Origin of the sequence: uncultured Tissierella sp., assembly GCF_902479755.1 — a bacterium.
GTDB classification, from domain to species: Bacteria; Bacillota; Clostridia; order Tissierellales; family Tissierellaceae; genus Tissierella; species Tissierella carlieri.
In genome coordinates this window covers 26319-50619 of record NZ_CABSQO010000011.1, presented here as the reverse complement: position 1 = coordinate 50619, position 24301 = coordinate 26319, and the positions used below count along the sequence as shown (strand labels likewise).

23 protein-coding genes are annotated in these 24301 nt (G+C 29.8%); 3 read left to right on the top strand and 20 right to left on the bottom strand.

Annotated features, from left to right (window positions below; all coding sequences use genetic code 11):
- Window position 1: 1 nt before the first annotated feature.
- Window positions 2-865: an AraC family transcriptional regulator gene (locus RDK80_RS07860; protein ID WP_308523956.1), complete on the bottom strand. Its 864-nt coding sequence runs from the start codon at window positions 863-865 to the stop codon at window positions 2-4.
- A gap of 1144 nt (window positions 866-2009) precedes the next feature.
- Here RDK80_RS07860 and RDK80_RS07855 point away from each other — a divergent pair.
- A complete protein-coding gene (locus RDK80_RS07855) occupies window positions 2010-2765 on the top strand; it encodes a bifunctional 2-polyprenyl-6-hydroxyphenol methylase/3-demethylubiquinol 3-O-methyltransferase UbiG (protein ID WP_094902871.1) in 756 nt (251 codons plus the stop codon).
- Between the two features lie 100 nt (window positions 2766-2865).
- Here RDK80_RS07855 and RDK80_RS07850 read toward each other — a convergent pair whose 3' ends face one another.
- From RDK80_RS07850 to RDK80_RS07840, 3 genes are read right to left on the bottom strand one after another with little or no spacing between them, the layout of a single operon-like run.
- Window positions 2866-3570, bottom strand: coding sequence for a transglutaminase family protein (locus tag RDK80_RS07850; protein ID WP_094902869.1), 705 nt, complete (start codon window positions 3568-3570; stop codon window positions 2866-2868).
- Window positions 3571-3611: 41 nt separating this feature from the next.
- A complete protein-coding gene (locus RDK80_RS07845; RefSeq protein WP_094902867.1) occupies window positions 3612-4412 on the bottom strand; it encodes an AraC family transcriptional regulator in 801 nt (266 codons plus the stop codon).
- 43 nt (window positions 4413-4455) lie between these two features.
- Window positions 4456-5850, bottom strand: coding sequence for a serpin family protein (locus RDK80_RS07840; protein WP_308523955.1), 1395 nt, complete (start codon window positions 5848-5850; stop codon window positions 4456-4458).
- A 253-nt stretch (window positions 5851-6103) separates the two neighbouring features.
- Here RDK80_RS07840 and RDK80_RS07835 point away from each other — a divergent pair, with 253 nt between their 5' ends.
- The gene (locus RDK80_RS07835) at window positions 6104-7003 is read left to right on the top strand and encodes an effector binding domain-containing protein (protein WP_308523954.1); all 900 of its coding nucleotides are present in this window, start codon (window positions 6104-6106) and stop codon (window positions 7001-7003) included.
- Window positions 7004-7120: 117 nt separating this feature from the next.
- Here the strand turns inward: RDK80_RS07835 and helD are convergent, their stop codons facing one another.
- The 9 genes from helD to RDK80_RS07790 all read right to left on the bottom strand — a co-directional run bounded on the left by helD (window position 7121) and on the right by RDK80_RS07790 (window position 17752).
- Complete coding sequence (gene helD, locus RDK80_RS07830; protein WP_308523953.1) at window positions 7121-9373, bottom strand: RNA polymerase recycling motor HelD; 2253 nt, start codon at window positions 9371-9373, stop codon at window positions 7121-7123.
- Window positions 9374-9608: 235 nt separating this feature from the next.
- On the bottom strand, window positions 9609-10469 hold the full coding sequence (locus tag RDK80_RS07825) for a DUF89 domain-containing protein (protein WP_094902857.1): 861 nt from the start codon (window positions 10467-10469) through the stop codon (window positions 9609-9611).
- A 40-nt stretch (window positions 10470-10509) separates the two neighbouring features.
- Window positions 10510-11277 carry a nitroreductase family protein gene (locus tag RDK80_RS07820; RefSeq protein ID WP_308523952.1) on the bottom strand — a complete coding sequence of 256 codons (768 nt, stop codon included), beginning with the start codon at window positions 11275-11277 and terminating at the stop codon, window positions 10510-10512.
- Window positions 11278-11302: 25 nt separating this feature from the next.
- Window positions 11303-12379 (bottom strand): metallophosphoesterase, encoded by a 1077-nt coding sequence (locus tag RDK80_RS07815; RefSeq protein ID WP_308523951.1) that lies wholly within the window; start codon window positions 12377-12379, stop codon window positions 11303-11305.
- A gap of 377 nt (window positions 12380-12756) precedes the next feature.
- Complete coding sequence (locus tag RDK80_RS07810) at window positions 12757-13107, bottom strand: DUF2200 domain-containing protein (protein ID WP_094902853.1); 351 nt, start codon at window positions 13105-13107, stop codon at window positions 12757-12759.
- Window positions 13108-13273: 166 nt separating this feature from the next.
- Window positions 13274-14080, bottom strand: coding sequence for an alpha/beta fold hydrolase (locus tag RDK80_RS07805; protein WP_094902851.1), 807 nt, complete (start codon window positions 14078-14080; stop codon window positions 13274-13276).
- A gap of 228 nt (window positions 14081-14308) precedes the next feature.
- Window positions 14309-15262 (bottom strand): phosphotransferase, encoded by a 954-nt coding sequence (locus RDK80_RS07800; RefSeq protein WP_094902849.1) that lies wholly within the window; start codon window positions 15260-15262, stop codon window positions 14309-14311.
- Window positions 15263-16015: 753 nt separating this feature from the next.
- Complete coding sequence (locus tag RDK80_RS07795) at window positions 16016-16783, bottom strand: aminoglycoside adenylyltransferase domain-containing protein (protein WP_216556518.1); 768 nt, start codon at window positions 16781-16783, stop codon at window positions 16016-16018.
- 177 nt (window positions 16784-16960) lie between these two features.
- Window positions 16961-17752, bottom strand: coding sequence for a bifunctional 2-polyprenyl-6-hydroxyphenol methylase/3-demethylubiquinol 3-O-methyltransferase UbiG (locus RDK80_RS07790; RefSeq protein ID WP_216556521.1), 792 nt, complete (start codon window positions 17750-17752; stop codon window positions 16961-16963).
- Between the two features lie 224 nt (window positions 17753-17976).
- On the opposite strand from RDK80_RS07790, the gene RDK80_RS07785 reads away from it, so the two are divergent.
- Window positions 17977-19140 (top strand): IS110 family transposase, encoded by a 1164-nt coding sequence (locus tag RDK80_RS07785; RefSeq protein WP_308523950.1) that lies wholly within the window; start codon window positions 17977-17979, stop codon window positions 19138-19140.
- A 132-nt stretch (window positions 19141-19272) separates the two neighbouring features.
- Here the strand turns inward: RDK80_RS07785 and RDK80_RS07780 are convergent, their stop codons facing one another.
- The 7 genes from RDK80_RS07780 to RDK80_RS07750 form a co-directional block, all read right to left on the bottom strand.
- A complete protein-coding gene (locus tag RDK80_RS07780) occupies window positions 19273-19599 on the bottom strand; it encodes a MazG nucleotide pyrophosphohydrolase domain-containing protein (protein ID WP_216556525.1) in 327 nt (108 codons plus the stop codon).
- A 216-nt stretch (window positions 19600-19815) separates the two neighbouring features.
- Window positions 19816-20106 carry a hypothetical protein gene (locus RDK80_RS07775; protein ID WP_308523949.1) on the bottom strand — a complete coding sequence of 97 codons (291 nt, stop codon included), beginning with the start codon at window positions 20104-20106 and terminating at the stop codon, window positions 19816-19818.
- A gap of 267 nt (window positions 20107-20373) precedes the next feature.
- Window positions 20374-20853: a 23S rRNA (pseudouridine(1915)-N(3))-methyltransferase RlmH gene (gene rlmH, locus RDK80_RS07770; protein WP_094903826.1), complete on the bottom strand. Its 480-nt coding sequence runs from the start codon at window positions 20851-20853 to the stop codon at window positions 20374-20376.
- A 242-nt stretch (window positions 20854-21095) separates the two neighbouring features.
- Window positions 21096-21398 carry a hypothetical protein gene (locus tag RDK80_RS07765; RefSeq protein ID WP_094903824.1) on the bottom strand — a complete coding sequence of 101 codons (303 nt, stop codon included), beginning with the start codon at window positions 21396-21398 and terminating at the stop codon, window positions 21096-21098.
- A gap of 67 nt (window positions 21399-21465) precedes the next feature.
- A complete protein-coding gene (gene surE / locus RDK80_RS07760; RefSeq protein ID WP_256312335.1) occupies window positions 21466-22215 on the bottom strand; it encodes a 5'/3'-nucleotidase SurE in 750 nt (249 codons plus the stop codon).
- A 20-nt stretch (window positions 22216-22235) separates the two neighbouring features.
- Window positions 22236-23381 (bottom strand): trypsin-like peptidase domain-containing protein, encoded by a 1146-nt coding sequence (locus tag RDK80_RS07755; protein WP_308523948.1) that lies wholly within the window; start codon window positions 23379-23381, stop codon window positions 22236-22238.
- A gap of 16 nt (window positions 23382-23397) precedes the next feature.
- Window positions 23398-24192: an MBL fold metallo-hydrolase gene (locus tag RDK80_RS07750; RefSeq protein WP_094903818.1), complete on the bottom strand. Its 795-nt coding sequence runs from the start codon at window positions 24190-24192 to the stop codon at window positions 23398-23400.
- Between the last annotated feature and the right edge of the window lie 109 nt (window positions 24193-24301).

The following is a 24301-nucleotide window of genomic DNA, read 5'->3' as shown; positions in this document are numbered from 1 at the left end:
TCTATTCCTCCTCAATAATCGGTATCCATATTTGACTTAAATAGTCTTTATCATAAGAATTACCTGCACTATACCATTCCAACTCTGGACATAGGGCGTGCCTAAATGGATATTTTATCAGCCATTCTTCATTAAGGTATTTCCATCCATTTTGAATTGCCTGTGGAACAGCACCTTTACAATCAAAAGTAGCCCATGTAGCTTCTGGAATAATGATTTCCTGAAATTCCTCTGGTATCTTAAGGTTCGAATTTACCATGATTGCATATTCAATCTCCTTAGTTATTTCATCATAGTTTCCAAATAAACCAAATATTCCATTAGGTATACCTGTATCCATGAAAATTAGTTTAGAAAAAATACCATTTCTTTGACATTCATTCCAAAACTCAGGTATCTTTATATGATGTATTCCATCTTCACATGAAATCCTAATACTTTTTCCTATTAGCCTCAGTGATGATTTGTGTTCAATCCTCCACGAATATCTCTGCTTTTTTGAAACCTGCATTTTAGGAAAAACTTGTAATTCAACTGTTGTATTTCGTGCTTCTTTTGGAGAAATACCATGAAATTGTTGAAATGCTTTCGTAAATGATGTAGGGGAATCGTACCCATATTTATAACTTAAATCAATAACTTTAATATCAGTGCTTTTAAGATCATATCCAGCTAAAGTCAATTTCCTGAATCGAATATATTCAGCCAAACTTATTCCATTCATATATGAAAATACTTTTTGGAAAAAATTATAGGAACAACCTGCAATTTCAATGATTTTTTCAGGGTCAATAGGTTCCTCTTTTCTTTGTAAATGATTTTCCACATAATCAATAATTTTTTGTAGTTTTTCATTCCATTCCATATTACTGGTCCTTTCCTTAGAGATATTCATATCTTATCATTTATCAAGTATGGTTTCATCTCATTTTATGTACTGGCTGGATAGCAACTTTATTTTTTTAAATGACATGCCCTCATAAGGATATTGGGTATTTTAAAGAAGAATAACAAGCATAGGCAGTATATATACATAAGCTGCAACCATTGGTGGTAATGAAATTTCATAATCTGCCAGCATTAAGGATTTACTATCAAAATTATTTTGATAATCTCATTTCCAATCGTCTGTACTCCAAGCTCTTAACCTCACTAAATCATTTTACCAATAATAATTATTATATACTATATCTCTCATAATAGATATTCCTCCTTTGGCTATATTCAAGACACAGAATTTTATCTATACTTTAATTGTACATATCCCCTATTAATAATATCCTTTTACATTTATTTGATATGCCATATGAAAATTTAGCTAGTAAGCTATCTTATTCATAATATCTAATTTTAAACAACAAAAAAGCCATAAGAAGAAATAATCTACTTATAGCCTAATATCAAGCATAAAGTATTATATTAAAATCATGCAAAGATAAATATATAGCTTTAAAATCAAAACAATACATTATACTATACAACGATTTTAATTCATTATAATAATTATTTATAGTTAAGTAGGTAACCTTCTAAATTGTTAATTTCATTAAAAGCATAACAAATAAGCCTAAATAATGCAAAATCCATGCTTTCCAAGAAATACATATTAATATTTCATAATTATGATAACTTAAAATCATTTCTTCTTATACTATAAATTCTCTATATTCAATTTAAGGCTATAGCTTTTGACAACTTGAATATTAATCCTCTTTGCTTATTATTATTTTGTTCTATAAACTTTGCATCAAAATATGATGCTCCTTTAAATTTAATAACTTAATACTAAGATGACTATTCAGCCAAATCAATAATATAATAAGTATTTATCCCCTCTAATTAAGAGATTTTGCTTTAATTTTTTTAATTAGCAAGATAGGATAAGAAAATAATTCTCTTAAATGGTATTATTAATTTAAGGCATATCATCTAAAAAGAAGATATTTCTACTATATGCTTAAATTAAAATAAAGCATTTCTTTATAACAATCATAAGGAGGCAAAATAATATGTTTAGTTTTTATAGTAAGCTTTCTACAGAGGTATACAACATAGATAAACCTATTGGACATTCATTTGGAGATGTGGAATTTTATATGGAAAGACTTAAGGGTATCAAAGGAAGGATTCTTGAACCAGCAGTAGGAACAGGCCGTATCTTGATTCCCCTGCTGGAGAAAGGATTTATTGTAGACGGTATCGATTCTTCTCCTGAGATGTTGGATTTATGTAAGCTCCATTGTAAAGAAAGAAATCTTAGAGCTGATCTCTATGAGGAAAACATGCAATCTTTTTCTCTACCTCACAAATATGAAGCAATTATTATTCCTACAGGTTCTTTTCTATTGCTTGAAAATTCAATAGATGCCATTAATGGATTAAAATGCTTCTATGAACATCTTTCCGTAGGTGGGCGTCTTATTGTTGATATATTTATGCAATCAGATTTTAATATTGGACATACTTCAACGAGAACCTGGGAGACTCCTAATGGGGATTTAATCACCTTAAATGAGTCACTTGTAGAAGTTAATTTTATTAACCAATATACAGTTTCTCATTTTCGATATGAAAAATGGCATAAGAGTCAATTAATACAAACTGAATTAGAGCGTTTTCCATTAAAATGGTATGGAGTAGAAGAATTTAGACTGATTTTAGAGAAGGTTGGATTTAGTGATATTACTATTTCTTCTGATTATAAATTTGGTATCTATCCTACAGATAATAACCAGGTCATTACTTTTGAAGCCTATCGTAAATAAAGCGATATATGAAAAATGGATAATATATAACTTTTACAGTTAAATATTATCCATTTCTATGTTTTTAGAAATATATTAGTAAAAATCTCTTGATTCTAGTTTAGTTACAAATCCCGCCTCTGATTAAGTCTAATTTCTTATTAATTCTTCTTCTTAAAACATCAAATAAAAATCTTTTTAATTTGCTGCTTGTATTATTATATTTAAGAAAAAAATCATCTGGACTATTAAAAATTCCTAAATCATCTGTAATAGAAAAACTTTGAATATATGTGCTTTTCCCCTGCCAGCAGATATTTATTTTTTCTTTATCCTCTACAGAAATCCCATAACCTATATATCCATTATTAAAATTATAAAGCTTATCTTTTACTTGATTAAGATATTCTTCATCGATGATTACACCTTCTAAAGCTATCCATTCATTATTGAAATATACTTCAGACCAAGCATGAACTATTTTATTAGGGGCAAATAAATAGGTAATTCCTGTCAATGCTCCTTTCTGCATTTTTTTATCAATATAAAAGCCATGAATTCTGCACGGAATATTTAAAGCCCTTAATAAAGCCATTAGAAGTATACTTTTTGTATTACATTGTCCATATCCATCCCTTAGAACTTCCGAAGCAGGTATATCATCACTTCTATTATAACCAAACTTAATTTCATTTCGTACGAAGCTATAAACCGCTGCTATCTTTTCTTTTTCTTCTAGTTGCTTCCATCCTTTCTCTACAATTAAGTTTTGAATAGATGGTGTATTAAAATCTAGTAATTTTGTTTGTTTTAAATATATATCCATATAATCACCTTTTTTCTTTTATTATAAGGTGTTTTTCATAACTATACTTGCATATATCTGCTATTTTTTATTATTATTCTTGGACTCATTCCTAATTTATCACGAACACTATTAGTAAAATGAGAAGAACTACTAAATCCAGCTTCTATTGCTGCATCAGTGATACTCATTCCATTAAGTATTAGGTAAAAAGCCCTTTCTACTTTTTTATGGAGAATATAACTAGTTAAGGATATACCTATTTCCTCTTTAAACAAATGAGATAATCTACTTTCTGATAAAAAAATTACATTGCTTAATTCTTTAACTGATAATCTATCTAATGGATAAGTTTCTATATATTTTAAAATTTCCTGTATGCGACTATCTATTGTATGATCCAAATAAAAATTTGATAATCCCAGAATTTCTCTAAACTTTTTTATAAACTCATTATATTCAATCAAACCAGATTTCTCTGAGGTTGATTGAATATCAAGTTTAACAATATCATTTATTTCTTCCTCACCTACTAAATATACTTCTTTTTCATGTAAGAATTTTCTTTTTATTGACTCTCCAAATATAGATTCTGGATTAATTAATAGGTACAATTGCCACTCATTATATCCGTGTAACTTATGACTAATATTAGAATCTAAAATAATTCCTTTTGTATAAAAAGAATCTTCTTCTGTAGTAATGTAGAAATCTTGTTCAAGTCCAATAGTTATCTGGATATAATTATGGCTATGATAAGAAGTATCTACCTTATCTGTAACAAAAGCAATGTGGTCGTCAGAGTGAAATAGAATTAATTGATTATTTAATATTTTGATTGAACTTAATTTATTAATCACCATTAAATATACTCCTCTCAAAAAACATATTATAACTAAATAAATCTTACTCTATATTTGGGTTGTTTATAATTCCGATAAATAAAGGTGAAACTTCTACATCTGTTATTGCAAATATAAAGGGTCTATTTAATATCATTTCAGCTCTTCCATTTGGCTGGGCTGCTCCAGCATAGTCTATTTTTGTATAGGCTGTTGCCTCTACACCCTTTTCATCAATAGATATAGTTGAACTTTGATTGATATCTGAAATAAATAACGGTTTGGTATCAGAAAGAGAAGTAAAATCAGAAGTCTCTTGAAAAATCTCTTTTATTCCCAATTCTTCACAAATATCTTTTAATTTAAGCTTCGATAAAAACTTAAATTTAGGAATTTTAAATATAACCTCTCCCATCTTCCTCTTATCTGTTGATAATGAGTTAATAGCTTCATCTAATAACTGCGGGTCTGATATGATATCAAATGGAGATAATCCCTCATCAGGTAAAATAAATATCATTCTGCCGTTGTTTTTTAAATTAAGATGAGAAACAGTATAACCATCAACTCCTACAAAACTATGACTTCCGTATTTCATATTCATAAAGTCAGATTTAACTATATTTCCATCTTCAAGGTAAAATTCATCTTCTTTTGTATCATTAATATTAAATCGATCTACCCACTCATCATAAAAATATATGGTGCTTACTAATGTCATAACATCATCTTGATTTAAAGAAAAGTCATCATAACGATTTTTAAGTTTTCCACCTATTTGATTTGATACCCATTTACTAATCTTTTTAGAACTTTCATTATCATTAAAATCAAGACTAAAAGAGCTAGCATAGTAATCTTTTGCCAATAAATCTAGTGTATTAATGTTAAACCTCACATCCTTATTTAACCATATAGAATTGCCAAGACTTAATTTCCCTATTTCATTATGATAATAAAGTTTTCTAAATAATTTACCAGTTTCACTTCTTACCATATCAATACTATCCATGTTCAACACTCGTAAAATCTCTTCTTGAGTCTCTCCATTGGCTGTTTCAGCAGCCATAGATAAAGCCATATATAAGCTTATTGGAGAGTATAGGCTATTTATATCCTTATCTGTCCTACTCAGTACTAATGAGGATGATTTAATTGAAAACTTACCAAGTTCTTTTAGAAAGTTCTCGTCTATATCTTCTCTCCTTTTTACTTGTTCATCAAAATCTTCAAATCCAATTTTTTTTGGATATATTGGTTTTGCTATGGTATTAATATTTATTCTATTATCTCTCAAGAGAAATTTAGATAGAATTATCCCTATAACTACGATTATTGCAGCAATTTTAAAAATCTTTTTAGATCCTTTTATATTTAGTGGCTTATTTACAGTTGATTCTTTTAGGGGTTTATCACTTTCCATATAATTATTGGCTTCTTTATGTAATTTTCTAAACATAATCTACATCCCCTTTATTCATTATATTTTTATCACTGAATAACCTTCTTTATAGTCAGTTTAATTTTCACATGACAGATTGTCAAGTACAATAAGAAAAGCTTCTATCCTAGATAAAATCTAACTGAAAATCAGATACTATCATTTATCTTAATTATTCACTATCTTAGCAAAGTAGGAAAAGGATTTTATCGGTAAATATGTTAACATATAATTATCGTACGAAAATTAACTTTTTAAAGGAGGGATCCTCTTGGACTATGTAGATTTAATCCAAAATACCATAGATTATATTGACAACAACATTAATGAAAAAATAACAGTTAATAAGCTGGCAGAAATTGCGGGCTTTTCTACCTATCATTATTATAGGGTATTCCATAGTTTTGTTGGGATTCCCGTTATGGAATATGTAACAAGGCGAAAGCTTCAATATGCTCTTTCTGAACTTAGTAATAATAAAAAGGTATTTGATATCGCCTTGGATTTAGGATTTGAAACCCATGCAGGATTTACAAAGGCCTTTAAGAAATGTTTTGGATATACACCAAGCTTTTATAGAATACATGCACCAATAGGTTTTCCCCAAAAAGTAGATTTAAAGAAAATTAAAGTAAATAAAATTGGAGGTATCATAATGCAACCTAAAATAATAAATAGAGATTCTTTTAAAATAGTAGGATATGAGTTTAAAACAACCCTGAGAAATAATGCTCATTCCAGAGATATTCCTGCCTTTTGGGATCAATGTAATATAGAAGGTAAGGAAGCACATTTATATAGAACACAAAACCCCCCTAGACACGGAGAATACGGAATTTGTGTAAATACCAATATGGAAACCGATGAATTTTCTTATGTACTAGGCATAGAAGTCACTAACTTTAATCATGCAACTAATGAAATGTGTACACTTGAAGTACCAGCCGCAACCTATGCTGTTTTCACAACTCCTGCTGTAGATTCAAATGATGATAGCTTTGTAAATTCAATCAAAGGCACCTGGAAATATATACTTGAAGAATGGTTCCCAAATTCTGGCTATGAAATTGATGACTCAAAGCTAGATTTTGAATTCTATGATGAGCGTTGCCATTCTTGGGAATATGAAAAAATCTGTATGGATATTTATATTCCAATAAAAAGGAGATAAAAAGAAGAGAATCCCATAATAAGAGAGATATCCCTATTAAAAGTGATATCTCTCTTATTATACATTACATATATAATCATACTATTTATTAGAGAAATATAGTTTTAATATAAATAACTATTGCGTGATGACTTCTTCTAGCAATGGCGTACACTCTCCAGAATAGTATATACATAAAATATGAAGTGCTCTGGTACAAGCGGTATAGAGAAGCAGCCTTTCCTCCTCACAGTAGTAATTCCCATTTCCTACATTATAAATAAGCACAACATCAAATTCTAATCCCTTAGCAAGATATGCCGGTATTACCAAAGTATCACTAACATATCCATCATCGTCTTTCCTTATGGCTTTAATATGAATCTTCTCTTTTAAAAAATTATATACCTCAGATGTTTCCTTTATAGTTCTTGTTATTATTCCAATGGATTTATAACCTTTATCCTTATATGTCCTTATATCCTCAAGAATCCTTTCTTTTATGGCCTCTTCATCTGGGAATCCAAGAAATAAAGGTCTCTCTCCACTTCTTTGTATGCCTTCGTCTATAATTTCATTATTTAGCAGCTTTCTGGAAAATTCAGTGATTTCTTTTGTGGACCTATAGCTTTTGGTTAAATTCATTATACAAGTATTACTCTGAGAAAATATATGAGAGATATTATTATAATTTCCTACATTCATAAACGGATTAATGGATTGATTTAAATCACCCAATATAGTCATATTTGCAGACTCAAAAAGCTGATAAAAGATTTCATACTGAAGCGGTGTATAGTCCTGAGCCTCATCAATAATAACATATTTAATTTCTGAGGTTTTAGGAATGTCTCCTAATGCAATTTTCAGATATAAAAGTATAATCTGATCTTCGTAGTATAATCTATTAGCATTCAAGTTTTCTAATGTATATCTTCTGATTTTCTCAATCTTATCCTCAGTATATTCAATATTTAAACTTCTATAAAAAAATTCTAGATTTTCAAATAACTCTCTATAGATATTTTCTAAATTTAACTCAGTTATTCTATTGATTTCATTATATATATCCGCCATTTCCTCATTTACTAAAGTTATGCTATCTCTTAAAAGCTCCACATGATTTATATAATTTCCAGTACTTTTTAATTCGTCCATGATTTCTTCCGATCTATGTTTTTTATATGGTTCCATAAGAAAAAATATTCTATTCTTTATCTTTTTAAGCCTCCTTTTTAGAGGAAGCTTTATATCCTCTTGGAAAAAAAGTTCTTCTAAGGCATCAGCAGAGACTATCAATTGATCCCTGAAAAATATATCTCTAAAATCTCTATTTTTCCTTTCCGCATATGATACATAATATTTTAATATATTCATAAATTCTACAGTAGATTTATACCGTATATTATCAATTCTATTTTGATAATTTGGCGTCTCCTTTACATCCAAAATATATTCCATCATTTCACAATAATCTTCCTTTGAACATTCATTACCTAGAGCTTTATGCATATATTCCTTAAATGTTGTCTGGTACATATTATCTTCTCCAAGCTCTGGCAATACATTAGAAATATAATCATTAAAGATTTCATTAGGTGAGAAAATCACTATGTTTTGAGGGGTTATCTTCTCTCTATATCTATATAATAAATATGCAATTCTATGAAGAGCGATGGAGGTTTTTCCACTCCCCGCAGGACCTTGAACAATGAGAATTTTATATTCTTCATCACGGATTACTCTATTCTGTTCTCTTTGAATTGTTGTCACTATGGTCTTCATCTTACTATCAGTACTCTTACTCAATATATTCTGAAGTATCTCATCGTCTATTTTGAGATTACTGTCAAACATGTATTCAATTTTTCCATTATTGATTTTATATTGTCTTTTCAGAGTAAGCTCCCCTTCTATAATTCCTTCAGGGCATGTATAACCAGCTTCTCCGATTTCACAATCATAAAACATACTAGAAATAGGAGCTCTCCAATCATATATAAGGAAGTCAATATTATCATTGATAAGATTTGAAATTCCAATATAACACTTCTCTGCTTTGCTGTCTCCCTTTTCAATAAAATCAATTCTTCCAAAATAGGGTGAAGAAGACATTCTTTCGTATTTCTCTTGAAGCCTTCTGGTTGATTCATGGCTTATCTTTTGTGTTTTCATAAAACTGATAAATTGCATAAAATCTGCAATTTGATCTAATCCATTTGCTATAGAAACTGAGCCTATTTCATCCCATAGCTCCTTTTGCGTCCTAATTGCATCCTCTTTAATTTTTTCTTTAAAATCTCTATTTTTATCATACTGTTTATGAATCTCAACAAGCACATCCTTCAACCATTCCTCTTCAATCTTCCATTCAAAATCATCTCTATTCACAGTATAACCTCCTTATAATAGATAATTTAATAAATTTTTAAAAAAACCATTGACATTGCTTTTAAAAAGATATATAATATAATTGGGTATAAGTAAATATTTATCAAAAGTGCCAATATAGATTTATATTATCACTTTTGTTTTGTTATGTCAATAAAAAAGACATTTGTCGCTAAGCAAATGTCTTTTTCTTATGTACTATCCATTTCTATAAAGGATAAAAATATTCTTTATTCTAATAATTTGTAAGAACATAATCCATTCGTTTACACCCAATAGCAAAAGCAACTGAACTACATTTTGCTCTCAATAGATAGAAAATATTCTTATCTTTAATATCACTCAATGTTTCAAAATTTGCTTGTCCTTTGCTTATAATAAGATCTGCCTTACTAAATTCCCTCTTAAATGTACTTGAACAATCTTTTAAAATCGTTCCTTGGGCGGAATGACCATTATCAATAACTTTTACTAAATCTACAACTCCTGTGCTTATTGCATCATCCATAGTCGCATCATTAACTATTGGACCTCCTTTCACCACATAAGTAACTTTGCTTGTTGGAAGTCTCTCTAATAGAAATTTATCAAATATGATTTCACCTGAGTTATCAGCAATGTACATAATATTATCTGCCTTTTTTACGGCTTCCCGAAGAGCTGCTGTTCCCGTACCAAATATACTATGTTTAATACTATCCTCAACAGATTTAACAATATCTGAAGGCTCTAGCTTTAATCCAGCTGAAAAATCTATAATATTTCCTGCAATAGCCAACCTACAGGCCATATCGAAGGGATTTTCTGCCTTATCTAACCATTTTTCTCCAATAATCCTATCATAAATCTCTTTAGCAATTTCATTGTATTGTTCCTTCAATCTTTTATATGGATCATTAATCCCAGTAATATTCTTAGCATGTTGATGCATCCTAAAAGCTATTTCAGGTGCTGTTTCATTGAAATCCATTTCTCCTAATTCTTTTAAAGATCTTTTTATTATTTCTTCTTGCATTGCAATATTGCTCGTTGATTCCTCAGCTATTTCTACTGCTTGTCTAGCAAGACAGCTAATACATTCACGTGATATTTTCATATATTTGTCTCCTAACAATGATATTTGGTGAACTTTCTTCTCATATTCCCTTCTCTAAAATTTCTATAGATGTTATATAATAATATCCTTTAGGAGGATTATCTAAAGCATCTTTATCAGAAATAAATATATAGTCTTCTCCTAAATACTTAGCTGCTATACATAAATGGCAAATTCCTATACCCATATCTATTTGATTCAGCCTATTATATATAATTCCTTTGATTAAATTTGATTTAACACAATATGCATGAATCTTATTTTCATCTACTTTAAAATACCAAGGTTGGCTATTTACTGCAGATGGTGCTAGACGAACTGCCTCTAGCAATTCATCTTTTTCTCCATTATTTCTTATTTCTGCAATTGCTTTTCGCTTAAACTCTGATAGATTATCTCTATGTATATTCTCTGCTGGTTTCCCAAATGCTAAAGCAATAATATAATTTAATTTAGATTCATTTGCTATTTCCTTCTTAGGTTGTGTCAACCCTGCCCAACAGCTCCCTATTCCATTAGCTGATAAAAACAAGTCTACTTGTTGAAGCATAAATCCTGCATTTGTTATATGCTTTTCTTTCTCTTCAGAATATACTAGGAGATAGTAAGGTGCTTTAATGGGAAATAAATTTCTAACTACTTCTCCTGCTACAATTTTCATTTGAACTTCTATATTTTCATACATAGGCTTTAGATTACTAATATAATCTAAAAGTTCTTGAATAATATTATTATCAAGTGATGATAAGTCATATTTTCTAATAGATTTCCTTTTGAAGATTATATCGTAAAAATTGTTATAGTCCACTCCTATCTCTCCTCCTTTATACATTTTAAAGTTTAAGATTCTCGTTTCGCACCCATCCAATTACTCCATCATTTTTTACTAGAGTTATTTCATTAGCCTTTTCTATGATTGAAACTATACTGCCTTTTTCTGCATCGATAAAGTAATCTGTACAATCATAGCACCTTATACCATCTTTAGCTTTAAAAATTTTATCATTCTTAATTAAAAGATTATGACCTGAAGATACATGCTTGCAAAGGCTAAATTCTTCTCCTTCTTTAAGTATATCAATTAGATTATCAATCCAAGTAATTTGAATAGTATTCTTATTTGAATATTGAGTTTTTATTATCTCTCCTTTTAATAAATCATCCACCGAATCAAAAGTAATATTATCACCATCTATAATTAGTGCATTTAACTGCCCCTCTGTCTTTATGGCATTTCCGCCATCTATACTTATAATCTTTTGCTCTTCATTTATAATGGGATTACAGCAACCTTTTTCTATTCCATAGTTTGCTGTTGGCCAATGCCCTACCACAACATATTTTGAAAAAAATAAATTTTCATTCATAAAGGCATCTCGTTTTATGACCTTATTTATCTCATTCTTTTCTAAATCTTCAGTTGTAATGCCAGCGTGAGCAAATATATAATCTTCTGTTTCAATTATATGTGGTAATTTCTCTAAGTAATCTAACTCCATAACGAAATTCAATCTTAATTGTTCATTGATAAAAGCCATGTCTGATTTTTCATTAACTTCAATAGAAAGAGCATTACACATCTCATTTAATAGGCTGTTCTTTCTAAACAACATATATTTTAGGAGACTGTCATTATCAACTTCATACTTTATATCTTCCCACAAAACATCACAGTTTCCTGTGACTACATAAACCTCTTGTTCATTAGATAGCTGAATAATATATCTTAAAGTTTCTAAACTATTTTCACCTTTTTCAATTAAATCTCCAACCAAAATCAAAACATCATCTTTTGTATAATTAACTTTCTCTAATAGCTTTTTAAAGAGCTTTAGATTCCCATGTATATCACTTATGACGATAATTCTCCTATTTTTATAAAGAGTAATTTTTTCGACTTTAGCTTTCATTTAGCCATCTCCTAACATTCAAGTATTTTTATCTATATTACTTTAACTTACTATATTAATAGAATTAATGCTAAAAAACCTATTTAATAATGATTATACCTTATCTAAAGTAACTTAGAGTAATAATTTCTATTGAACAGCAAAATTCTCTATGCTATATTCAAGATATAGGAGGAATAAGATGGATGAAATTAAGCTAAGTGTACAGGAATTGCATAAAAAACAAGCAATCAATAATTTTAATGCTACATGGGATTTAATTGATAAAACTCATAGGACTAGAGAAGATAATATAAAAATGATACGCATAGCTCATGCTTCGAAATTTCATTGGGGTGAGATTGGAACTCCTATTGAATTTGCAAAATCGGTTTTAATTATTTTCGCAAAATCTTATCCATTGCTTTTCCCTTTGCTAATTCATCAATCAGTTTATCTAAATAGCGAATTTCCTGCATAGTTGGTTCTTGGATATCTTCCACTCGGATACCGCAGACCACACCTTTGATTAAATCCCGGGAAGGATTCAGTTGGGGTGCTTCCGCAAAGAATGTCTCAAGGTCTATCTGTTTTTCCAGTTGCATTTCTAACTCTTTCTGGCTATATCCTGTCAACCAACGAATGATTTCATCAACTTCTGTTTTCGTACGTCCTTTTTTCTCTGCCTTAGTAACATAAAGGGGATAGACCCTCGCTACACTCATTGTATATATATTATGTTTGGTCATGATACATCCTCCCTTGCACGATTTTCTTTATTATATCATGAAGAATAATCAAGTTAAAGAAAAGCTGCCTTTGTTTTTTACCCATAAATCAACCTATTCTGTTTTAATGGTTTCTGTAAGAGAAATCATATCAGTTTGACTCGCAAAACTTATTTAAGAAATATTTCTAAGATATGAGAAATTTTAGTACTTGCTGATTAAAATCCTTAGCCTCTTCATATGCCCCATGTCCAAGACCTTTATACAAAATCAGTCTGCTTTTATCTATTCTCTCAGCCATTTCCTTGCTTGCACTTTCTCCTACAATTTTATCGCTATCACCGCCTATTACTAAAGTAGAACATTTGATTTTATCTAATTCATCATAAGCATTATGATGAAGACACGCATTCGCCTGAACAATGAATCTGTTAAAATTTTTTGGTTTCCCAAATTTTGTGACAATGGGATAAAACACTCTATATTTTTTAAGTTTATCCTCTGTAAAGGTTTTTTCCATAGTATCTATAATTAGATTTCTATAATCACTATTCTCAGCCAATGTTATCCAATTTTTTATAGCTTTCTGCATAATATCATTCTGCTTCGAAACAGATACCCCTATAACGAGTTTATCTACCATTTCAGGGTAATCAATAGCAAAGTATTGAGATATCATCCCTCCTTGTGAAATACCCATTATATAAGCATTTTTTATGCCTAAGTTCTTCATGGCAATCTTTTGATCTTCTGCCATATCTCTAGTTGAATATCCTTCTTCAATATGATTCTTTCTACTAAAAACATATACTTTATATTCCTTAGCAAATAGTTTATACATCATTGCAAGCAATATTTTTGTTCCTTTGACAGTTTTTAATCCATCTCCTAATCCTGGTATAATAATAAAAGATTTTTGTCCCCTACCAAATGCGATATAATCCATATCCGTTCTACCGACCTTTACCTTCCCCTCTTCTGCTCCATAAAACATTATAATATCCCCCTCATTTAATAATATAATCCCTTTTTTAGGATTTCAACATACTTCCTAAGTTCTTCCATATAACAGTCCTTAATATCATTAATATTAGTATATTGGTCTGCCTCTTTAATAAATTTTTCATTAAGCCCCTTTAGAACCCACTTTATAATATTTAAAACCCTTTCCCTTTCCCACTTTGATTCTGGTATTTCAGCACATTTGATGAGGCTTACATCACTATAAATTCATTGTCTCGATGATTTCTTCTTCAATTCTTTCGATCCAATCACGTGGAATATTTTCCTTGTTTATCAATGCCAACATTACTGCTATATCTGCTATTTTTGATAGTTTATACCAATCATCAGGTAATGTCCTTTGGCTCATAGCGTTATAGCCCTTAGCAAAATTACCTTTCATTTTATCATCTATATATTGAGAATAATTCTCTCTGCTTCTAAAAAGTTTCCCAATATCATAATAACATGGTACAGAAAAACAATATTCAAAATCAATAAACCATGGTGATTCATATACATCTATAAGAATATTGGAGGGGATAAAATCCCCATGACAGAATACATTTTTTTCAGATATTCGTTCTATTAAGTGGCGATTAGTGTCTATGAAATGTCCTAAATCTCGCTTTACCTTTTCATTCAAATGTTTTCCTGGCATTCCATCAAGAAAAAATTCATATTGATTTTTAAATTGTGTTATTTGATTCTTAATACATAAATCAACATTTAATAATGCCGTATAAGTGTATTCCTTTCCATGTAGTAACGCAAGCATGCTTCCGATTTCATAGGCAACATTGCTTGAGAAACCTTTGTTTTTGGACACATATTCTCTTAATGTAAATCCGTCAATGTATTGAAAAATCGCATAAGTATTATCAATTATGCCCTTACTGTTATCAAAATGTAGTACCTCGGGAACTTTAATAATATTGTGAGCGTACTTATAAGCGGCTATTTCAATATCGCTATGGTCATTGTCTTTAGGATAAACTTTAAGTAAATACTTTTTGTTTCTAGATTCAATTATATAATTGCTTGTACTCATTCCAGCTATAATTGGGACTATATTTTGAATTAGAAGTCGGTTATTATATTTAGAAAAAATAGAATGAATATTTTCTGTGTCTACAGATTCAAAATCAAATAATCTATAGTTATTTTGTGACATGTAATCACCTCACCTAATATAAATAATCATTACTTCAACATTGTTTACTAGTTCGTCATAACCAGTCTACTGATATACGGCAATTATATCATAATTTAGAAAACTACACCTAATAATTAAATGTAGTTTTCAACTATATCCTTTTGGAACAGTAATTTCTAGTAGCTTGCAGAAGTTCGTCAATGTATTCTTTACCATCTCTTATGGTACACTTACCAAATAATTGCTTTCCAATTCCTTTCGTATCCATATTCTACGTCTGGCTTGAACATCTATTTCAGTCGTATAGCTTTCATTCTTTCAACCTCTATTATATTTATTAAAATTTCTTTTCTACTCTTATTAGTCTCTCAGGACTCATTTATGCATAGATATAATTCCATGTCTCCAAACTCAAACTTTTATAATACACACCCTATTTTTGCATAAAAATAAGGTGTCTTAATTAAAAGACACCTTATTAAACCTTGCCTAATATAGCAAGATACTTATTTATAATGTTTAAAAATATTTATTACCACCAACCACCATCGCCACCAAAATAAATGCTTAAAGCATTATATGGTGTCGTAACTTCTCATCAACATCTATTATTATATCATCATTTCATGCACTAATGTTTAACCATCCGATAATTGTAATATTGACGTACTTGCTCAAAAAATTTTAAACTTAAAGATAATTTAATATAACTTTTATTTTATAAAAATTATATGTTAATTTTATAATTAATTTATTCAAGACATTAGTTTTCTAGCTATAAATTTTAATACCTTTTTCTAATACATCTGCAAAACATTGAATAGATGGACCAAGGGTTTCTAACCATTGTTTAGTAGATTCATCATTTTTAAAATGCAAGGGTTCTTTTCTTATTTCTATAACTTTTTCTAAAACACTAGAATCTGAACATAAATTATTTTCTAAAGCCCACTCGCCAGCTGATGTTTTCCCAATAATCTTCCCAGTTTCTAATGTATATAAACATCTAGCTATATCTAACATCCAGCCTGCTGAATATAAGCTTTGGTCTGTTTTTACAGCATAAGTTCTTATTGTATTATAATGACCTTTGATTGCTGATATAACTTCTTCCTTCTCTGGATAATCAACTAAGTCTCTGATATCTAATCCGTAAATTAACTTCCCATTATCTAACAGTTCAATGGTAGAAAAAACATCTAAGTAATATTGTTCTGTTATCCTTTGACCACTTGTTCCCCAATAAACAACTTTGTCATCTTTCTTACCTAAAAATTTATCTAATGTTAGTATGCCACCTTCAAACAATCTATAATATGGATTTTGTGGTTCCTTTACTAAAAGAGCTTGGCGTAAATTTAATAATTCGTTTGCTTGTTCTGCAGAAATTTGTTTTTCAACTAGACATAAAATATCAATATCACTCCACCCTAATTTAAAATCATTAAATAGTATGGACCCATATAAATAGATGGATGGATTATTATTAGATAAAATGTGAACTATAGATTCTACCATTATGTTAATACTCTTTTCCATAAATATTCCCCCTTATATTGCATTATCCTCAAAAGACTTATCATAAATTTAAATTTAAATTTAGATTATAGATATTTTCCAATACCCACGATAGCATTAAGCCGTAAAATTTATAGAATGCGAGTCAACTTAACTTGATGCAATGTTTGTTTTACTTAACTATATAAATAAAATTAACTACTTCTTCTTTGCTATAATTGTGAACTCTCCTGGTACATTTTCATTTGTCCAAGATGGATGTTCATCAAATCTATTAAGAATAAATCCATTTTCAATAACTGCATTAATGATTTCGCTAATGGTATATTTCCTATAACTACATAAAGGCATATGTCTGCGAATCTCATCGGGAAAAAATCTTGCATGAGCCATTTTACCTTCAAATACATCTGTTGAAAAATAACTCATTGTTGGTTGTTCTAACTCTAGAATATCTGATACCTTTTGAAATGGATGAAAATCACTGCAAATCATTCTTCCATTTGGCTTTAAAAGCTGATACATTATTTTCATAAATTGATCAATATCATGAAAATAATGTAGAACGCCTCCTTCCATAAAAACCACATCAAAATATTCTTCATATTTGTTCATGTCAATTTCCAGTACATCACCAACTACAAAATCAACATCAACATTAGCTTCATCTGCAACTTCAAGTGCATACCTTTTATTATCCTCTGAAATATCAAAGATTGTAACTTCTGAACCTAAAATTGCTAATGGAATTGCTTTTTTACCACATGAACCGCAAATATTAGCAATTTTAACACCTTCATACGTATCAAAATAGCGCACATATCTTTTTAACATTTTCATCGGATTTTCTAAATCTTTCCTAGCTCTATCAGATGGTTTTCCCGAAGTATTTACCCAAAAATCATATGCACTATATTCCCAAGCCTTTTTATTTTGTTCACTATAACCTATCATATAACCTTGTATGATATAGTCAGTGACTAAAATCATACTCTCCTTTCTTTTTATTATTATTTATCCATTATAATAGAATTAGACACTGTGGACTTTTTATTTAACCCTATAACTTGACTATTCTAAGGAGTGTATTGCCACTGTCTTATTTAAATCATTTATAGTTGGATAAGTTTTAAACTTTTATCTCCCGCAAGGCTATGAGAATAAGACTAGGTGGATCAAAACAGTTGTCAATTTATCTCTAAGGATGTGGTTTTATGATTTATGTTGGCATTGATATTGCCAAACAAAAACACTTTGCCGCTGCTATGACTGCTGATGGTGAAGTCTTAATTCAACCTTTTGGGTTTACTAATGATTCGGAAGGTTTCTCTTTGTTAGTGTCCAAACTCAAGATCCTTGATCAGGAAAATTTTCTAATTGGACTTGAATCAACTTCTCATTATGGAGAAAACCTTATTTGTTATCTTTACAATATGGGTTATCATATTGCTGTTATCAACCCTATCCAGACTGCTACCTTAAGAAAATCAAATATTCGTAAAACTAAGACTGATAAGGTTGATACTATCTTAATCATTAAATCAATGATTTTAAACAACCATAGGATTTTTACTCAGGATGATATTGATTCAATTCGCTTAAAAAGCCTATGTCGTTTTAGAGAGAAAACTAAAAAATCTAAAGCAAGACTTAAAATTCAGCTCGTATCGTATGTTGATATTATCTTTCCAGAGTTACAATACTTTTTTAAATCTGGTCTTCATATCAATACTTGTTATGAGCTACTTAAAAAACATTCTAATCCAAATGATATAGCTGCCTTACACCTTACTTATTTAGGTAATCTTCTTAAAAAGGCTTCCCACAGCCGTTTTGGTAAAGAAGAAGCTATTGCTTTAAAAGGTCTGGCTAAATCATCTGTAGGCACTGGTGATGCCTATTTATTTATTCAAATAACCCAAACCATCTCTCAAATTGAGTTATTGGAAAAGCAAATTAATGAACTAGATGAATCCATTAAATCGATTATGATTGAATTGGATTCTGTAATCTTGACTATTCCTGGTATAGGATTTCTTAACGGTGCTATGATTCTTGGTGAAATCGGTGATATCTCTAGCTTTTCCAATCCTTCAAAGCTTTTAGCATATGCTGGCTTGGATCCTACTGTTAACCAATCTGGTCAATTTAATGCTAAGACCACCAGAATGTCAAAGCGTGGTTCAAAGTTACTGCGTTATGCATTAATAAATGCTGCTTGGAATGTTTCCTTAAATAACAAAACATTCAATGACTATTTTATGCTTAAAAAATCCCAAGGTAACAACCATTATGCAGCTCTTGGTCATGTTGCTCATAAATTGGTTCGTGTAATTTTTAAAATACTAAAAGATAATGTTGCTTTCAATTTAGACTAAAATCACCTTATTTTAAATCCTATATCTGATAGGTTTATTTGAGTGCGCCTATTTTAGGAGAATTATTTAATTACATATTGTCAAGAATTTTTGCTTGACAATTCATAGTTGGTCTCCTTAATAAATTGGAATTTACCAACGCTCCATATTTTTGCAATGTTTTTCTAAATATACTTTCTTTAATTCTTCAGGTGAAATAGAATAACAAAGCATTATGTCATTAAAGTACATTAGAACATCGCATAATTCCTCTACAAAATGCTTCCTTGTCTCTTCATTATCCACAATCTGATTATCACCTTTTTTCTTGATTATATCCGCAACTTCACCTGCCTCAATCATCATCCATAATAATTGATTACGACCTTTATCTGGTGACAATATACCCCATTTATCCTTATACTTTTCCTGTAATTGCCTTTGAATTTTTTGCATCTCATTTAGCCCAAAAACATCCATATCAAATTCCTCCATAAAATTACTATTTATTAGGCGTTGAACAAGTAACCTTTGTGTCGCAATTTTCTACTTATGTATACTATATAAATGATATATACAACAAACTAAGGATATTCGTTTGTTTAATCCTTTGATATTCATTTTTTGAATTACATTCAATATAACATTTAATTTTATTTAAATCAACATTTTGATTCGTGGAAAAATTCTATCCCTTTATCGCCAATAATCAATCCCTGCTAAAAGAATATTATCATCTAATGATTCATTCTCTTCTTGATATTCAAATAGCAAACATAATACTTGCTGATACCAAGTCTTATATATATATAATTTTTCTTCTAATGTTGCAGCATCTTCTAAATCTACTTCATTATTACTTTGAAGTATTATAAAGTCCATAGTATCATAATCTTTATTCCTTAATACCATTTCAATTCTTGATATTTCCCGCTGAATATACTTAGTTTGTACTTCTATTAACTCTTTCTCTACACTTAATTTCATGCTATATTCCTTCTTTTCCTTGTTATTATTGTTTTCTATATTACAATTAAAGTATTTCTCTCTATATTCATATCCCTACTATCCATTATTTTTGTCCATTAATGATTTATGTCTCTTATTCTACCTTATTTTAGATATATAAAAAGACAACCTACTATTAGATTGCCTTTAACTAAACTACTCTTCTTATCTTCTCTATTTCCCTATCCTTTAGATATAAAATAAATTCTATCCTTTTACTTAAATCTATTAGATTTGGTTTTAGGGTTATTTGTGGTATGGTTCACCTTTCATTATCCTCCATCCCCTATATATCTGTTCAAGCAATATAAGCCTCATTAACTGATGAGGGAATGTCATCTTTGAGAAGGATAGTTTGAAATTACTTCTATTCATCACATCTATAGATAATCCTAGAGATCCTCCTATAACAAAGGTAATATCATTTATTCCATTTATCATTAGATCTGCCATCTTCTCAGATAGCTCCTCCGATGATAGTTGCTTGCCTTCTATGGCTAAGACAATAACAAAAGAATTTTGAGGAATCTTTCCTAATATCCTTTCTCCTTCCTTAGTCTTCACTATTTCCATTTCCTTTTCAGATAAATTCTCTGGTGCTTTTTCATCATCTATCTCTATAATATCCAAAGAGCAATACCTTGATAATCTCTTTGTGAATTCTTTAATGCCTTCTTGTATATATTTTTCTTTTATCTTTCCTACTGCAACAATTCTAATATTCATAGCAACCCTACTTTCATTTCAAATATATTTTTATTTATTTTTATTTTATCATAAATTATCTAAAACTTTCATCTTTGTATATCTAGAATTCCATTTATTTAAATAAATATTAAAGGGCTGTATACTTTTATATACAGCCCTTTAATCCTTTTTTATTATCTAAAATTAATTTAAAGTTTCCACATTTCAGAAGTTTTAATGTCCTAAATTGTTCATTGTCCTTTGTTAATCGTCAATTGATGTTACTCTAACATGTTATCTCTAAAAAATACTATCATCCCATAATTTGCAAGTATTTCCATAAATTGATCATGGGTTGAACCTTCTAAAGCTTTCATTTGAGCGTTGTCTTGATATCTTCTTTCATTTTTCTCTATCTCTTCTTCAAATATCTCTAATGCTTCTTCTCTTGTTTCTAGGTTTTTTAGCAAATCTATGTACCTATCATATTCCCTAGATAACTCATCAATTATAAATTGATCTAATTCAGGGTAACGATTTACATATTCTTTCAATACCTCTTCCTTGCTTCTAATTTTAAACATATTAACACCCTTTCCTCTGTTAAAGTAATATTTAATTACTACCCAAAATTATACTAAATATTCAGCTTTATATCCAGCCCTTTACTTCTTCTAATAATTTAAAATTAGTTAAATCATAGTGAAGAGGAGTTACTGTTACATACCCTTGTTGTAAATAGTATCTGTCTGTATCTTCTTCTATTTCTGTTTCCCTTCTACCCTTTAGCTTTAGAATCTTCTCTCCTTTTTCATTATGATCCATAAAATAATAATCGTAAATTACGCCCCCAATTTTACAAACCTTTATTCCCAATATATCGTCTTCCTCTTTATATGGAGTATTTATATTTAAAACTAAATTGGATTTACTCAATTTATCTTTGGAATCTTCTAATATTTTTTTTGCATATTTAGCCGCTATATCAAATTTTGCATTCCCGTCTACTAATTCAGCCGATACTGCTATAGATGGTATTTTATAAATATTGGCTTCAATAGCAGCAGATACTGTACCAGAATATAATATATCCATACCTGAGTTTAGCCCTATGTTTATACCTGAAAAAACCATGTCTATTGGTCCATCTGTTAAAATCTCTAATCCAGCTCTAACACAATCGGCTGGTGTTCCCGATATACTATAGGCTTTAGATTTCAATCCTTCCAACTGTACTTCTTTAACTACTAAAGGTTGAAATAATGTAATTGCATGGCTCTGTGCTGATCTTTGAATCTCAGGTGCCACTATAATAACTTCATGATCCTTTTCTAATTCTTTAGCCAAAGTATATATGCCTTCTGCCATTATTCCATCGTCATTTGTTAATAAAATTCGCATTGTCTTCCTCCCCAAGTATATTAAAATTTTGTAAATACAATTTCTGTCTTCATTTCTTGACCATCTCTAATTATTGTTAAATTTGCCTTATCTCCAATTCTATATTTATATAATACTTTTCTCAACTGAGTCATGGTTTCAATCTTTTCATCATCTACCTTAGTTATTATATCAAGAGTCTTCAAGTTAGCATCTGCTGCTGGAGAATTTGGTAGTACTTCAACAATCACAACTCCACTATCTACTCTTAGGTCTACCCCGAAGTATCTTTCATATTTATTTACTTCTGTACCTTCAAATCCAATATACACATTGCTAAAACTACCCTCTTTAATTACTTCTTCTGCAATTGATTTAACAAGATTTATTGGAATAGCAAAACCTAATCCTTCTCCAGTCTGAATCTTTGCTGTATTTAAACCAATTACCTCTCCATAACTGTTTAAAAGTGGTCCTCCGCTATTTCCAGGATTTATAGATGCGTCAGTTTGTATTAAATCCTCTATTACATTATATTGATCTACCCTAATAGAACGATGGAGTCCTGAGATTACACCTGAAGTTACAGACCTTTGAAAATCAAGGCCCAAAGGATTACCTATTGCAATTGCTAATTGACCTACTTCAAGTAAATCTGAATCTCCCAGATCTGCTACTGGGAGGTCTCTGGCATCTACTTTTACTATTGCCAAGTCAAGTGCTGCGTCATACCATAGAACCTTACCAGGCATTTTATCTCTATTTTCAATAAGTACAGTTATACTCTTTGCATTACCATCTCCTATAACATGGGAGTTAGTTAAAATATATCCATCTGAGTCGATTATTACTCCAGATCCTACTCCTTCTGCATCTCTTGCCCAAAAGAATTCCCTAATTTCTTGAACTGTAGTTATACCTACTACTGAGCCTATGGTTTTTTTAGCCACAGCAGTCACCGTGGAAATATCTTCAGTTGGTGTAATATTAATTTCATTAATAGGTCCTGTTTCCCGTCTTACAAATATTTCTGGCATAGGCAATATTTTACCATATAAATAAGTAGGTGCCACATAGACACTCAAAACTCCACCTATAATAGCTCCTATTAACCCTACTATAAAGTATGAAAAAAAGCTTCTTTTCTTAGGTGGTTTATTATAGCTATAATAGTTATAATCACTCATTTCGATCCCTCCATAATTATAGATTATAAACTTTTGTTACCTTATCTCTATATGTTAAATCCAATGTAATATCTTTGCTTGTATCTATACCTTGATTTAATAATAAACTTTTTACAGTTTTATGAGCAAGATCTGGAGTATTATTATCTTGGCTCAAATGTCCTAATAAGACTATTTCTCCATTGCCTGATATAACTTCTCCTAAAACTCTTCCTGCATCATCATTTGATAGGTGTCCTTTTGTACTGAGTATTCTTTGTTTCAATGGCCAAGGGTAGCTGCCTTCTTTCAACATAGTTATATCATGATTTGATTCCATCAAATAAAGATTAGAATCTTTAATTTTAGTTTTCATATTATCATTTACCCAACCTGTATCCGTTATAATACTAATTTTAATTTTATTATAAAAAAATATGTACCCGACTGGTTCCAAAGCATCATGAGATATATTAATAGGATAGACTGTAATATCCTTAATATCCAAATATTCCTCAGAAATAAAAACCTTTATATTCTTTTCTTGTATCTTGCCAATCATTCTTTCCATCCCTAGCCAAGTATTTCCATTTGCATATATAGGCAAATCATATCTCCTTGAGAAAACACCTACCCCCTTGACATGGTCTATATGTTCATGAGTCACCAATATTCCATCCAAAGTGCTGGGACATACTCCTATAGATGATAGTAGAGCTTCCATTCTTTTTCCAGAAAATCCTCCATCTATTAATATTCTTGTATTCTTAGTTTCAATATATTGACAGTTCCCAGAGCTTCCACTAGACAAGGAACAAAATTTAATCTCCATAATAGTCTCCCCCATTTTGTATTATAATTCTTATAACCATTCAAAAATTCTCATTTTTAAATATTTATCTTTAATATATTAGTACTTCATTAACAGCCTTTTTTATATT